Source organism: Nocardia sp. CA-151230 (assembly GCF_050942175.1).
GTDB lineage: Bacteria > Actinomycetota > Actinomycetes > Mycobacteriales > Mycobacteriaceae > Nocardia.
In genome coordinates this window covers 419,111-432,507 of sequence record NZ_CP192061.1, presented here as the reverse complement: position 1 = coordinate 432,507, position 13,397 = coordinate 419,111, and the positions used below count along the sequence as shown (strand labels likewise).

At 66.5% G+C, this 13,397-nt stretch carries 10 protein-coding genes and 1 tRNA gene; 1 reads left to right on the top strand and 10 read right to left on the bottom strand.

What is annotated here, in order from left to right; genetic code table 11:
• Window positions 1-9 precede the first annotated feature (9 nt).
• Window positions 10-1,074: an NAD(P)H-dependent amine dehydrogenase family protein gene (locus tag ACQP1O_RS01870; protein WP_433564205.1), complete on the top strand. Its 1,065-nt coding sequence runs from the start codon at window positions 10-12 to the stop codon at window positions 1,072-1,074.
• A 94-nt stretch (window positions 1,075-1,168) separates the two neighbouring features.
• Here ACQP1O_RS01870 and ACQP1O_RS01865 read toward each other — a convergent pair whose 3' ends face one another.
• From ACQP1O_RS01865 to ACQP1O_RS01820, 10 genes are all read right to left on the bottom strand, one after another.
• The gene (locus ACQP1O_RS01865) at window positions 1,169-1,651 is read right to left on the bottom strand and encodes a nucleoside deaminase (RefSeq protein WP_433567550.1); all 483 of its coding nucleotides are present in this window, start codon (window positions 1,649-1,651) and stop codon (window positions 1,169-1,171) included.
• A 14-nt stretch (window positions 1,652-1,665) separates the two neighbouring features.
• Entirely contained in the window at window positions 1,666-2,751 is a 1,086-nt protein-coding gene (locus ACQP1O_RS01860; RefSeq protein ID WP_433564204.1) for a hypothetical protein, read from the bottom strand.
• A gap of 18 nt (window positions 2,752-2,769) precedes the next feature.
• Window positions 2,770-3,741, bottom strand: coding sequence for an antibiotic biosynthesis monooxygenase (locus ACQP1O_RS01855; protein ID WP_433564203.1), 972 nt, complete (start codon window positions 3,739-3,741; stop codon window positions 2,770-2,772).
• 15 nt (window positions 3,742-3,756) lie between these two features.
• Window positions 3,757-6,474 carry a molybdopterin-dependent oxidoreductase gene (locus ACQP1O_RS01850; RefSeq protein WP_433567549.1) on the bottom strand — a complete coding sequence of 906 codons (2,718 nt, stop codon included), beginning with the start codon at window positions 6,472-6,474 and terminating at the stop codon, window positions 3,757-3,759.
• Between the two features lie 16 nt (window positions 6,475-6,490).
• Window positions 6,491-7,312 (bottom strand): FAD binding domain-containing protein, encoded by an 822-nt coding sequence (locus ACQP1O_RS01845; protein WP_433564202.1) that lies wholly within the window; start codon window positions 7,310-7,312, stop codon window positions 6,491-6,493.
• Window positions 7,313-7,787: 475 nt separating this feature from the next.
• Window positions 7,788-7,863, bottom strand: a tRNA-Thr gene (locus tag ACQP1O_RS01840).
• An 82-nt stretch (window positions 7,864-7,945) separates the two neighbouring features.
• A complete protein-coding gene (locus tag ACQP1O_RS01835; RefSeq protein ID WP_433564201.1) occupies window positions 7,946-9,160 on the bottom strand; it encodes a DNA polymerase III subunit delta' in 1,215 nt (404 codons plus the stop codon).
• Between the two features lie 42 nt (window positions 9,161-9,202).
• On the bottom strand, window positions 9,203-9,709 hold the full coding sequence (locus ACQP1O_RS01830; RefSeq protein WP_433564200.1) for a DinB family protein: 507 nt from the start codon (window positions 9,707-9,709) through the stop codon (window positions 9,203-9,205).
• Between the two features lie 113 nt (window positions 9,710-9,822).
• Complete coding sequence (gene topA, locus ACQP1O_RS01825) at window positions 9,823-12,705, bottom strand: type I DNA topoisomerase (protein WP_433567548.1); 2,883 nt, start codon at window positions 12,703-12,705, stop codon at window positions 9,823-9,825.
• A 315-nt stretch (window positions 12,706-13,020) separates the two neighbouring features.
• Window positions 13,021-13,227 (bottom strand): cold-shock protein, encoded by a 207-nt coding sequence (locus ACQP1O_RS01820; protein WP_011206895.1) that lies wholly within the window; start codon window positions 13,225-13,227, stop codon window positions 13,021-13,023.
• Between the last annotated feature and the right edge of the window lie 170 nt (window positions 13,228-13,397).

Genomic DNA, 13,397 nt, shown 5'->3' with positions numbered 1-13,397 from the left:
AGTTTTCCCATGAAGTACCGCGTAGTCCAGTGGAGCACCGGCAATGTCGGCCGCCGCACCCTGCGCTCCATCATCGCCCGCCCCGAGCTCGACCTGGTCGGCGTCTGGGTCTCCAGCGCCGCCAAGGCCGGCAAGGATGCGGGCGAGCTGGCCGGTCTCGACCGCGAGATCGGCGTTACCGCAACCCAGGACGCCGAGGCGCTCCTGGCCCTGAAGCCCGACTGCATCGTCCACACCGCCATGGCCGACGACCGCCTGATGGAGGCGGTGGAGGATCTGAAGACCTTCCTCCGTGCCGGCATCAATGTCGTCTCCAGCAGCCCCGTCTTCCTGCAATTCCCCTACGGCACCCTCCCCGACGAGGCCATCGCCCCGATCCTGGAGGCGGCCGAGGAGGGCGGAGCCTCCCTGTGGGTCAACGGCATCGACCCCGGCTGGGCCAACGACTGGCTGCCCCTCCTCCTGTCCAGCGGCTCCGAGCGCATCGACAAGATCATCTGCTCGGAGGTGATGGACTACTCCACCTACGACAACCCCAAGGTCCTGTTCGACATCATGGGCTTCGGCAGCGCCCTCGACGACCTGCCGCTACTCCTCCAGCCCGGCGTCCTCACCCTCGCCTGGGGCAGCGTCATCCGCCAGCTCGCCGCCGCCCTGGACATCGAACTCGACTCCGTCACACAGCATTTCGAGCGCCTACCAGCGAGCGAAGAGCTGAAGGTGGGCAGCCGCACCATCGCCGCCGGCACCGCCGCCGCCCTCCGATTCCAGGTGCACGGCATCAGTAGGGGCCGTGAGGTCCTCACCCTCGAACACACCACCCGCCTGCACCCCGACCTCGCCCCGGACTGGCCCCAACCGGCCGGAAAGGGTTGCTACCGAGTGGAAGTCAAGGGCGAACCCGACTACCTGCTCGACCTCCAGCTCTACAGCAACGGCGACCACGCCGAAGCCGGCGTCGTCGGCACCGCGGCCCGCCTGGTCAGCGCCGTCCCCGCGGTCGTCCAATCCCGCCCCGGCCTCCTGACCGCCATGGATCTCCCCCTGACCACCGGCCGCGGCCTGGTCTCCTGATCCCCCAACGACAAAAGGTGAGGACCGACAACGGTCCTCACCTTTTCCTTCGAGCCGCCCGGCGGAGATCATCGGGTCCAGCCGCCCGCCGCCGTCATGACGGTTGATCGCCGCCGTTGCGTTCCCGGAAGAGCTGGTATACCGCGATGGCATCGTCGCGCGGCTGGTAGCGCATGGGCAGACGCCGCTGGTCCCAGGGCTTGGCGATTTCACCATAGAAAGTGCTGGGTTCGAAGTACTTGTCGCTTCCACCGGCCATATACGGCGCGCAGTCCTCGCGGGTGGCCAGAAAGACGACCTGATCGGGCGCGCAGTGATACAGCGCGGCCAGGCACATCGGGCACGGATGGGCGATGGCATACACCGTGCATCCGGTCAGGTACTCCGTGCCCAGCTTCCGGCACGCCTCGCGGATGGCGCGAATCTCCGCGTGGTCGGTCGGGTCGTGAGTCGCAGCGACGCAATTCCTGCCTTCGGCGAGGATTTCGCCGTCCTTGACGACGACGGTGCCGAACGGCAGCCCGCCCTCGGTGACGCTGGTACGAGCGATCTCGATGGTGCGCTGCACGAAATCCATCGTCGAATCCGTCATCAGCCGACCGATTCCGGGCGGATTACCGCGCCCGCGGCGACGTCTTCCATCCGCGCCGGGCCGGTTCCCTTGGCCGGGTCCGTCTTCCACGGCCAATCGTTGGAATGGAACGGCGCCAGGGTCGGCAGCAACGCCTTCTTGCCCCGTTCGGCCATCTCCCGCTCGATGGCCGCCCGGCCGCCGCCACCGAGCAGTTCGACGTCCATGAGGAAGTAGTCACGGAAGAAGACCATGCCGAGCGAACGGTCGGCGACGATGCGGCCGAGCACGTCGAGCATCTTCTCGGGTGTGGTCTCGAATTCCGGCGTCTCGACGAGCAGCAACCGATCGCCCATCGTCTCGGTGCCCATGAACTGGACGAGAATGCTGTACAGGATGTTGTTCTGACGTGCGATGTACAGCGAGTTGCTGACTGCGTAGGTGCGCTCCCAGTCCGTGCCGAGTTGCTCCTTCCACCCTTCGATGACCTTCATCCAGTGGCCCACCTGGGCGCCCGAGCCGATGCCGATCGACTTGGCCGAACGCGGTACGACGCCGCGGATGTACTTCTCGACTTCGTCGTAGCTGTAACCGCCCTGCGCGAGGCACTCGTCCATGAAGGTCAGATTGCGCTGCAGAATCTCGCGGAGGAGGGAGCGGTCGTCCTCGGAGATATCCAGGGCGGCAAGGCCTTCGAGGGCCGTCCGATGCTGCGCCCGGTACATCTCGAGCGGGGCCCGCCACAGCTGATTCGCGTAGGCATCGAACAGGTACGGAGAGACGATCTCGTAGATGGCCATGGTGCTGTGACCCACCGACTTGGCCAGCTGGTACACGATCGGCACCGGCGGCGCGTATTCGGGCTCCCGGCCGGGCCGGTAGAGGATCATCTGCCCGCCTTCGCCGGTGAACAGCGCCAGGATGATGGGCACCTGGTCTCGCATGTTCTGCTTGAATTTCACCAGGGATGTCTCGTAGAGCTGCAACATCGACTCGTTGAGCGCGAGGACCGCGTGCTCGGCGACGGTGCGCGCACTCGCGGGCGGCTCGTCGGCAACGACCGGGCGCATGAATTCCGGGACTGTGTGGCCATTGGATTCGGCCATAACGATCACTCCTCCTTCTCACGGCAATTTCCAGAACACGACGGTCACCAGCCAGAACACGGCCGCCCAGAACACCATCACCGCGGCGATCAACAGGGCGCCCCGCACATTGGTCGCCGTGCTCGGCGCATCGGGGTCCGGGTGCAGCCACCGTTCGAGCAACGGATTCACATAGAACGGCATCGTCACGAAGGTCATGACGAAGCTGGACAACAGGTTTCCGATCAGCATGCCCAGCCACATCGGGAGCCGCGCCGACGCCAGCGCCAAGGTGAGCAGCACGACCGTCGGATACAGGCCGACCCACACCGCGATCGACGTCTTGGTCCGCGACGGCGTCCGCGCCCGGCCCCCCTGCTCGTCGAACTCGAACCAGCTGCCGAACGAGTTGTCGATCGTGCGCAATCGAAAGTCGCTGAACCGCTTCCCTTCGTCGAGCAGCTGCCGGCGCTCGGCCGAGGTCAGCCACCCGTCCAGGTCAGCGGCGGTGTCGTAGCGGTAGAGCATGGTCCACTCGTCCTGCACGCCCTCGATCGGCCGGAAGATCTCGGCACCCCGGAAACCCGGAAACTTGTTCTCCGCCAACCGCAGTCGCTCCTGCCAGGCCAGGAACTCGTCGATGTGCTCGGGCGGGACCCGATGGGTCACCACGGCCGTGACGAGGGTGTCGGGCGGCGCGGCACCGCCCGTCACGATCTGCTGCGTGGGTGCGCCCTCGAGGTAGCTCCGGCCTTCGGCGAGCCGGTCCTGACGCGTGGCGCTGTTGATCCACGCGCGCAGATTCGGGATCGAGTCGAAGCGGTAGATCACCGACCATTGCGGCTGCACGGCTGTCGGCGGGTTGACCTCGGCAGCGATGAATCCCGGATAGCTCGACGCCATGCTGTTCAGCCCGTGTTGCCAGGACAGGAAGGCTTTTTCGCAGCCGGGACGGACCGTTTCGCCGATGATGACGGTGGCGGCGTTGATGGCCGACTGCTCGCGGGTCATCGATGTCTCCGGCACTCAGCCGGTCGAGGTCGCCCGGACCGGCCGCAGGGACCTGAAGATTCGGTCGGGAGTGAGCGGCAGTTCGCGATATCGGACACCGGTCGCGTCATACACCGCGTTCGCCAGTGCCGGCGCGACCGGGTTGATGCAGCACTCGGCAATCCCCTTGGACCGCAGCGGCCCCACCGAGTCGGTCGAGCCGACCAGGATCACCTCGGTGCGCGGAACGTCGGAGTAGGTGGGTATGCGGTAGTTGCGCAGCGTCGGATTGGTCATGACGCCGTTTCCGTCGACGAGATAGTTCTCGGTCAGCACGAAGCCGAGGCCTTGGGCCACACCGCCTTCGATCTGCCCGCGCACCTGTGCGGGATTGATGACCACCCCGGCGTCGGTGGCCTGCACGCTGTAGAGGATGCGGATCTCGCCGGTCACGCGATGCACCGCGACTCGGAAGGCCTGCGTGTTGTAGGCGAGGCTGCGCGGCGAGCCGTACGCCTTGCGCGATTCGGTCAACCGCGTACCCCGGCGGCGGGCGGCCGCCGCCAATTCGGTCAATGCGACGCGGGTGTCGCCACAGCGCACGGCATCGTCATCCATGGCGCACGAGACCGAGTCCACCCCGGTATGCGTGGCGGCGAAGCGCACAATCCGGTCGCGCAACGCCGCGGCCGTCCGCTGCACCGCATTGCCGGCGACGAACAGCCCCGCGCTCGCGAATGCTCCGGTGTCGAAACCGGTGTGGTCGGTGTCGGCCTGGACGAGCCGGATCCGTGCCGGAGTGGTGCCCAGTTCGGCCGCGGCGATCTGAACGTGCGCCGTCGGTGTCCCCTCACCGAATTCCACAGTGCCCACGGCGATCTCATAGATGCCGTCGGCGCCCAGGGTGGCCAGCCCGACCGAGACATGTTCGGTCGGCGGTGCGGTTTCGTGCATCGATGTGGCTGTGCCGGTGCCGATCTGCCAGTCCTCCCCCAGCGCCTGCCCGTCAGGGTGGGCACGCAGCGCGGCGTCGACCCGGTCGATGCACGCGGCCAGCCCGTCCTCCGTGAACGCCACATCGTTGGCCTCGTCCTCGATCGACAGCAACGCGTCACCGGGCCGAACGATGTTGCGGCGGCGCAGCTCCAGTGGATCCATGCCGAGGGCGACGGCCAGCTCGTGCATCGCCGACTCCACCGCGAAGACCGGCTGAGTCATGCCGTAGCCGCGCAGTGCGCCACTGGGCACGGTGTTGGTGTAGACCGAGTAGCCGTCGAATTTCTTGTTGGGACAGCGGTACATCGCGATCGCGCCGCCTCCGGCGAACAACGTCTCGCCGGCGTGGTTGCCGTAGGCACCGGTATTGGAGACATTGCGGAACTCGAAAGCAGTCAGTGTTCCGTCGGACCGCGCCCCCAGCTTCACCGTGATCTTCATCGGATGTCGCGGTGAGGCAGTGGTGAACTCCTCCTCGCGTGTGTATTCCAGACAAGTCGGCCGGCCGGTGTCCAGCGTTGCCAGCGCCACCAGATCTTCGCTGATCACTTCCTGCTTACCGCCGAAGGCGCCGCCGACGCGCTTGCAGAACACCCGAATCTGATCGGGACGCAGGTCGAACAGGTGGGCCAGCTTCCCCTTGGCGATCCACGGCGATTGCGAACTGGTCCGCACATGCAGCCGGCCCGCCTCCATCCAGGCGATCGATCCGTGCGTCTCCAGATGGGCGTGTTGCACCCGCGGTGAGACGTACGTACCTTCGTGAACGACGTCGGCTTCGGCGAATCCCTGTGCGACATCACCGATTTCGCCGTGCAACTCGACGAGGATGTTGTGCACCGGGTCGTGCACGAACGGGTCGTGGGATCCGTGCAGCTGCGGCGCACCGGATTGCATCGCCTGCTCGGGATCGAATACCGCCGGCAGCACCTCGTACTCGACGGCGACCTTGCGACAACCCTCTTCCGCGGCGCCGATCGATTCGGCCAGCACCGCGACCACCCGTTGACCGACGAAGCGCACCACATTGTCCAGGATGTAGGTGTCGTCGGGGTCGACGAGATGATCTGTGTGGATCGCGGTGGAGAACAGCCTCCGGGGCACGTCTTCCCACGTGTACACGCGGTGCACTCCGGGCACGGCCAGCGCTGCGGACTTGTCGATGGAGACAATGCGCGCATGGGCATGGGGTGAGTGCAGCACCTTCAGGTGGAGCATGCCGGGCAGCTCGGTGTCCATTGTGTACTCGGCGCGCCCGGTCACCACATCGGCCCCGTCCGGCGTACCGACACTCGTACCGATCGCTCGGCCCGGTGCGGCGACTTCGATGGCAGCCACGCCGTTGACCGCGTCTTCGATTGCCCGATAGCCGGTGCAGCGGCACAGGTTTCCCTTCAACGCGTGCGCCAGGTCCTGCTTTTGTTCGTCGGTCAGGGCGGATGCCGTCATGATCATGCCCGCTGTGCAGAAGCCGCACTGGAATCCCGGCGCCTCGAGAAACTGCCGCTGCATCGGGTGCATGTCCTCGGGTGAACCGAGCCCCTCGATTGTCGTGACCTCATGCCCGTCGGCACGGAACGCCGGCGTGAGGCAACTGTGCACCGGACGACCGTCGAGCCAGACCGTGCATGCACCGCAGTCACCGGCGTCGCACCCCTTTTTCACCCCGAACCAGCCCAGGTGACGCAGAAAGGTCCGCAGGCACTGACCGGGCTGCGGCTCTTGGGAGAACGTCTTCCCGTTCACGGTATAGCTCATCGCAAGCCCCCGAGTTTCACCGCAGGCCGCCAAGTTCGACCCGGATTTCCTCGGCGTAGTGCTTCGCCAGATGCTTACGGTGGCCCGGTGTGCCGTTGGGGTCGGCGAACCATACATCGGCATGTATCGCATCGATGTGGTCCCGCAGGGTATCGGCGCCGGGCACGGTGTCGAACCGCAGCACAACCGGGTGCGTGGTACCCGCCGTGATGGTGAGCAACAGATCACGGGTGCCAGGCGTCTGGGTCGCAACCATGAATATCGTGGATCGACCGAGCTTGGTCAGCGTGAATCGCCGGTGCGCCCAGCGCTTGCGCAGAGCGTCACCGGGAATGTGCACGCTACGCAGGATTTCCCCGGGCCACAGCGCATTTCGATGGTTGCCGAGGACGAAATCCTTCGCCGCGATCGTTCTCTCGGTTCCGTCCACGGCCCACACGCGATAGGTCGCCTCGAGCGCCACGGTCAGGGTGATCATCGGTCCGGCCGGCAGGGACATGCAGATATTGCCGCCCACCGTCGCGGCATTCCATACCTTGAACGACGCCAGGAAGGCCTCGCAGCTGGTGTGCAGCAGACTGCCGGCGGGCCAGCCGCCCGGCGGTACGAACTCGTGCAGCTCCGTGATCGTGCACGTCGCCCCGATCTCGAGGCCCTCGCCGTCGGCCACCAGGTGGGGCCAGCCCAGTTCGGTGAGGTCGAGCAGCCTGTGGACGTTCGGCTGCGGCTCGGAGAACAGCCATGTGCCACCGGCCAGCCACGCGTCTCCGGTGTGCCAGTCCGCCCCCGGCCGGCCGGCAGGCGGGCGGATGACGTCGACGACGGTGTTCAGATCCATACGAGCCCTCCGCCGACTCGCAATCGGGCACTGCTGAACAGACTGACCGTAGAGTTCCGAGTCGATTCAGGGAACTTCTCTTACATCGGGTTCACCGAATGATTTGTTCGCAACGAATCATGATCGCGTTTTCCTCAGACTGACATTGAGCGGGAGATACTGTCAATATCCGTGGATGGTTGATCACCAGGCGACCTCCGCAGCGCAACGACGTGCGCTGCCAGCGAGTTGACCTGGACTTTCGTGGAGCTGACGCGTCGACCAGACCGGGTTTGGATCGGTGTTTCGCGACCGACCGCCGGGTTCCACGGTCGGCGCGCCACGATCGCACAGGGCAAGACCGCATGCATGCAATGAGTTCACATGTCCGGCAGACGATTTCGATCCGAGCGGTTCACCGATGCCGCGGGCACAAGGCTTCAGATCCCGAAACAACAGCAGGTGGAGAGCGGGAATCGCTCTCCACCTGCTTGTTTGGAGCCGCCTGGGGGAATCGAACCCCCGACCTTTTCATTACGAGTGAAGCGCTCTACCGACTGAGCTAAGGCGGCGTGCCTTCCGGCGGTGCGAGTCTATCGTCTCGGGCCCGAATCGCGAAAACGGGAGCTCGCGGCGATCGGGGACACGGTGTGGTCAGGCGGAACGGGCCGCGATCAGGGCCGCGGCCATGGCGGCGAGGGCGAAGCGCGGCTTCACATTGGTCTCGAGGGCCTCGCGGCAATCGAGCACCGCCTGGATCGAGAGCAGCAGACCCTCGGGGCGGACATCGGTCGCGAGTTCGCGGATCTGGTCGGCCATGTCCGGGTGGGTGAGGGTCACGCCGGAGGAGGAATCCGCGGCGGCCGCGCCGAATCGGACCGCGAGCGCGTCCCGGTACAGACCCGCGACATCGATCAGGGCCCGGTCCAGGGCGTCGCGCCCGGTGCGGGTGGCCCGCGACTTCTGGCGTTTCTCCAGATCCTTGAGCGCACCGGCGGAGCCGCGGGTGGCCGAGGCGGTGCCCTTACCGGTGCCGCCCGCGCCCAGCGCGGTGGCCAGTTCGTCGCGTTCCTTCCCGTCCCGCTCGGCACTGACCTGCTTGGCCTCGTCATCGGCCGACTTCACCAGTTCGTCGGCGGCCGCATACGCCGCCGCGGGCCGGGCGGTCGCCGTGACCAGCGCCAGGGCTCGTTTGCGCCGGGCTCGGGCCTGGTCGTCGGTGGCCAGCCGCCGGGCACGCCCGACATGCCCACCGCTGATCGAGGCCGCCCAGCCGGCGGTCTTCTGATCCAGCCCGTCCCGCTCGTGCAGCACGCGCGCGATCGAATCCACCGACGGCGTCGCCAAATGCACGTGCCTGCACCGGGATCGCAGCGTCACCGAAATGTCCTCGGGATCCACCGACGGCGCGCACAGCAGGAACACCGTGCGCTCCGGCGGCTCCTCCACCACCTTGAGCAGCACATTGCCTGCCGCCTCGGTCAATCGATCGGCGTCCTCGACCACGACCACCTGCCAGCGCCCGGTGCTCGGCCGCCGGGACGCCACCTGCACGATCTCGCGCATCTCCTTGGTGCCGATGCTCAAACCCTCCGGTACCACCCGCCGCACATCGCCGTGTGTCCCGGCCATGGTGGTCGTGCACGCGTGGCACCGCCCGCACCCGGGCGTCCCCTCGTCCGTGCACTGCAGCGCCGCCGCGAAGCACAGCGCCGCCACCGACCGCCCCGATCCGGGCGGCCCGGTGAACAACCACGAATGCGTCATGGCCGACGACGATCCGGCCCCACCCCGCGCCGCCACCGCCGCAGCCGTCAACTCGGACTCGACCGCACCCTGGCCGACCAGCCGATCGAAGACACCCGCCACGCCGACCACCTTAGCCGCCACCCCCGACAGCCCGGCCGGGAGTCAGTTCGCGCGCTGATACGTCGTGTTCGCGCCGTCCAGGGCCTCGCGGATGATGTCCGCGTGCCCGGAGTGGTGCGCGATCTCCCGGAAGATGTGCAGCAGGATGTAGCGCACGGTGAGCCATTCCCGCTCCGGCGCCCAGGGCGCGGTCGGCGTTGGCACCGAATCGTCGAGGTTGGGTAGCTCGCGGATCAGCTTGCCGGTGTGCTCGGCCACCACCTCCCACTCGGCCAGCAGGCCGGCGACCGTCTGCTCCGGGTCCAGCCGATACTCGGAATCCATTCGGGAGACATCGAATTCGGAGTTCGGGTCGCGCTCGACGAGGATGGTGGTCCAGTGCCGCTCGATATTCACCGCGTGGCTGAGCAGACCGCCGAGGGTGAGTTCACTGACCGTGGTGCGCTGGCGCGCCTGCTCGTCGTCGATGCCGCGGACGGTGATCCGGAACAGCTCGCGCTGGCTGTCCAGGATCTTGATCAGTTCTTCACGCTCGTGGTCGACGGTCATCGAATACCCTTCCGCTGGTGCGTGTTCCGGATTACACGCTACGGCAGGCCACCGACAGAAACACCGGCCGAAAAGCAAAGCGCCCCCGTCGCGACGGGGGCGCTTCGATCAGGTCAGGACTGCGAGGCCGCGGTCTTCTTCGCCGCCGCCTTCTTGGCCGGGGTCTTCTTGGCTGCCGCTGCCTTCTTGGTGGTGACGCCGTCGGCCGTCTTGGCCGCCGCCTTCTTCGCCGCGGCCTTCTTGACCACGGTCTTGGCCACCGCGGTCTTCTTCGCGGCCGCCTTCTTGGCGGTCTTCTTCGCGGCCTTCTTCACCGGCCCGCGCGCCCGCCGGTCCGCCAGCAGCTCCGAAGCCCGTGCGTCGGTGATGGATTCGACCTCGTCGCCCTTGCGCAGGCTGGCATTGGTCTCACCGTCGGTGACATACGGGCCGAACCGCCCGTCCTTGATCACCATCGGCTTCTCCGACACCGGGTCCACACCCAGCTCGCGCAGTGGCGGTGCACTGGCCGACTGCCCGCCCCGCCGCTTGGGCTCGGCGTAGATCTTGAGCGCGTCCTCCAGCGTGACCGTGAAGATCTGGTCCTCACCGGTGAGCGAGCGCGAGTCCGTGCCCTTCTTCAGGTACGGCCCGTACCGTCCGTTCTGCGCGGTGATCTCGTCCCCGGAGGCCGGGTCCACACCCACCACGCGCGGCAGCGACAGCAGCTTGAGCGCGTCGTCCAGGGTCACCGACTCCACACTCATGGACTTGAACAGCGACCCGGTGCGCGGCTTCGGCTTGTCGGCCGCCTTCTTGGTGGCCTTCTTCGCCGTGGTGTCCAGATCCTCGGCCGGTTCCGGCAGGATCTCGGTGACGTACGGGCCGAAACGTCCTTCCTTGGCGACGATTTCGCGCCCGGTCTCCGGATCGGTGCCCAGCGAGCGACCTTCCTGCGGAGTCGCGAACAGCTTCTCCGCAACCTCGGGCGACAGCTCGTCCGGCGGCAGATCATCGGGCAGGTTGGCCCGCTGCGACACCGGATTCCCGTCCGGGTCATCAGGATTGACGACCATGCGCTCCAGGTACGGCCCGAACTTGCCGACCCGGACCACTACATCGCGACCCTCGTCATCGGTGAAAAGCTTGATGGAGTTGACTTCTCGCGCGTCGATGCCGTCGAGTCGTTCGCCCACCATCCTTTTCAGGCCGCCCGACCGCGCCACCGAACCCTCGGCACCGTGATCGCCACCGAAATAGAAGGAGGACAACCAGTTTCCGCGCTGCTCGCGGCCACCTGCGATGGCGTCGAGATCGTCCTCCATGGCGGCGGTGAAGTCGAAGTCCACCAGCCGCCCGAAGTGGTCCTCCAGCAGCCCGATCACCGCGAACGCCACCCACGACGGCACCAGCGCGCTACCGCGCTTGTACACATAGCCGCGGTCGAGAATCGTCTTGATGATCGAGGAGTAGGTGGAAGGACGGCCGATGCCGAGATCTTCCAGCGCCTTGATCAGCGAGGCTTCGGTGAAGCGTGCGGGCGGATTGGTGGTGTGCCCGTCCGGCTCGAGCTCGATGGCCGTCACGCCCTGGCCCTCGGTCAGGGCCGGCAGTCGCGATTCGGCGTCGTCGGACTGGCCGCCCGCCTCCTCGTCGACACTCTCCACATACGCCTTGAGGAATCCCGCGAAGGTGATCGTCCGGCCGGACGCCGAGAACACGCACTCCTCACCGCTGTTCGCGATGCCGGTAATGCGCACCGTCAGCGTGGTGCCGCGCGCGTCCTGCATCTGCGAGGCCACCGTGCGCTGCCAGATCAGCTCGTACAAACGGAATTCGTCGCCGTCGAGCTTGGCATGCAACTGTCCCGGTGTGGCGAAAGTGTCACCGGCGGGACGAATGGCCTCGTGCGCCTCCTGTGCATTCTTGACCTTGCGGGTGTACTGCCGCGGAGTGGGACTCACGTATTCCGCGCCGTACAACTGCGTGGCCTGTGCCCGGGCCGCCTGAATCGCCGACTCCGACAAAGTCGTCGAGTCGGTACGCATATAAGTGATGTAACCGTTCTCATACAGCCGCTGCGCCACCCGCATGGTGCGCTCGGAGGTGAAACGCAGCTTGCGCGCGGCCTCCTGCTGCAGCGTCGAGGTCATGAACGGCGCGTACGGCTTTCGCGTGTACGGCTTGGATTCCACCGAGCTGACTGTGAGATCCACCCCGTGCAGCGATTCCGCCAGCCGCTGCGCATATCCGGCGTCGAGTACGACGACACCCTGCGATTTCAGCTGCCCATCGGATCCGAAATCGCGACCGGTCGCCACACGAGCGCCCTCGACACTGACCAACCGCGCACCGAAGACCCGCGGATTCCCGCCGTCCTCCTGCCTGCGCCCGCCGGCATCCAGCTTGGCCGCGATATCCCAGTACTCCGCGGACCGGAACGCCATGCGCTCCCGCTCGCGCTGCACGATGACGCGCGTCGCCACCGACTGCACCCGGCCCGCCGACAGTCGCGGCATGACCTTCTTCCACAGCACCGGCGAGACCTCGTAGCCGTAGAGCCGGTCCAGGATGCGCCGCGTCTCCTGCGCGTCGACCAGATCCTTGTCCAGCTCACGGGTATCGGCCGCGGCGGCCTGGATGGCGGGCTCGGTGATCTCGTGGAACACCATGCGCCGCACCGGCACCTTGGGCTTGAGTGTCTCCAGCAGGTGCCAGGCGATGGCCTCGCCCTCGCGGTCGGGGTCGGTGGCGAGGTAGAGCTCGTCGGCATCGGCCAGCAGGCTCTTCAGCTCACTGACCTTCCCCTTCTTATCGGGGCTGACCACATAGATGGGCTCGAAATCGTGATCGACATCCACGCCGAGCCGCGCCCACTGCTGTCCTTTGTATTTGGCGGGCACATCCGCCGCACCCCGCGGCAGGTCCCGAATATGACCGACCGAGGCCTCCACGACATAGCCGCGGCCCAGGTAAGGAGCAATCTTCTTGGCCTTCGTCGGCGACTCGACAATCACGAGACGACGCAGGGAACGGCCCTGGTCGGGCGCTGCCTGGGGGTTCGGCGCTGCACCGCGGTCTCGTGTTGCCACCGGCGAACACACCTTTCGTCTCGATCCGCGTCGGCGCTGGTGTACGCGCTCTACGCGGCTGGGGCAAACGGCTGCGATGTCCGATATCGCTGCCAGCAACGTTTATACCGTGTTCGAACGCCGTGGCTGGTGCACGGCGACGATGTAGCCCCTGATCGTGATCGAGTGTAATGGGTCCAGATATGGGTCGTCCCCCACCGCCGGGGGCGATGGGGGACGGAACCTGAGGGGTTGGCTCGCTCAGGAGAGCGCGCGAACACCGGTGGCCTGCGGGCCCTTGGTGCCCTGACCAACCTCGAACTCGACCTTCTGGTTCTCCTCGAGGGTGCGGAAGCCCGACCCCTGGATCTCGGAGTAGTGGACGAAGACGTCAGCGGAGCCGTCCTCGGGCGCGATGAAGCCGAACCCCTTCTCCGCGTTGAACCACTTCACAGTTCCCTGTGCCATTCTGTTCCTTCTCTTTCCATACCGGAACGGCGGACAACTGGGTTCATCCACCGGGTCCGTTGAGACCGCTGTACTCTGTTCCCCCTGCAGGAAAGCACCTAGTACACCGTTCGCAACATCGATCCTGCTGATGGTTTGGACTTTCGATCCGTTCCCTCGAACACAGAAGC

Coding starts and splice junctions, on each gene's coding strand:
- ACQP1O_RS01820 (WP_011206895.1), bottom strand. CDS start 13,227: ATGGCACAGGGAACTGTGAAGTGGTTCAACGCGGAGAAGGGGTTCGGC.
- ACQP1O_RS01855 (WP_433564203.1), bottom strand. CDS start 3,741: ATGACCCGCGAGCAGTCGGCCATCAACGCCGCCACCGTCATCATCGGC.
- ACQP1O_RS01865 (WP_433567550.1), bottom strand. CDS start 1,651: ATGGATTTCGTGCAGCGCACCATCGAGATCGCTCGTACCAGCGTCACC.
- ACQP1O_RS01830 (WP_433564200.1), bottom strand. CDS start 9,709: ATGACCGTCGACCACGAGCGTGAAGAACTGATCAAGATCCTGGACAGC.
- ACQP1O_RS01870 (WP_433564205.1), top strand. CDS start 10: ATGAAGTACCGCGTAGTCCAGTGGAGCACCGGCAATGTCGGCCGCCGC.
- ACQP1O_RS01850 (WP_433567549.1), bottom strand. CDS start 6,474: ATGAGCTATACCGTGAACGGGAAGACGTTCTCCCAAGAGCCGCAGCCC.
- ACQP1O_RS01845 (WP_433564202.1), bottom strand. CDS start 7,312: ATGGATCTGAACACCGTCGTCGACGTCATCCGCCCGCCTGCCGGCCGG.
- ACQP1O_RS01860 (WP_433564204.1), bottom strand. CDS start 2,751: ATGGCCGAATCCAATGGCCACACAGTCCCGGAATTCATGCGCCCGGTC.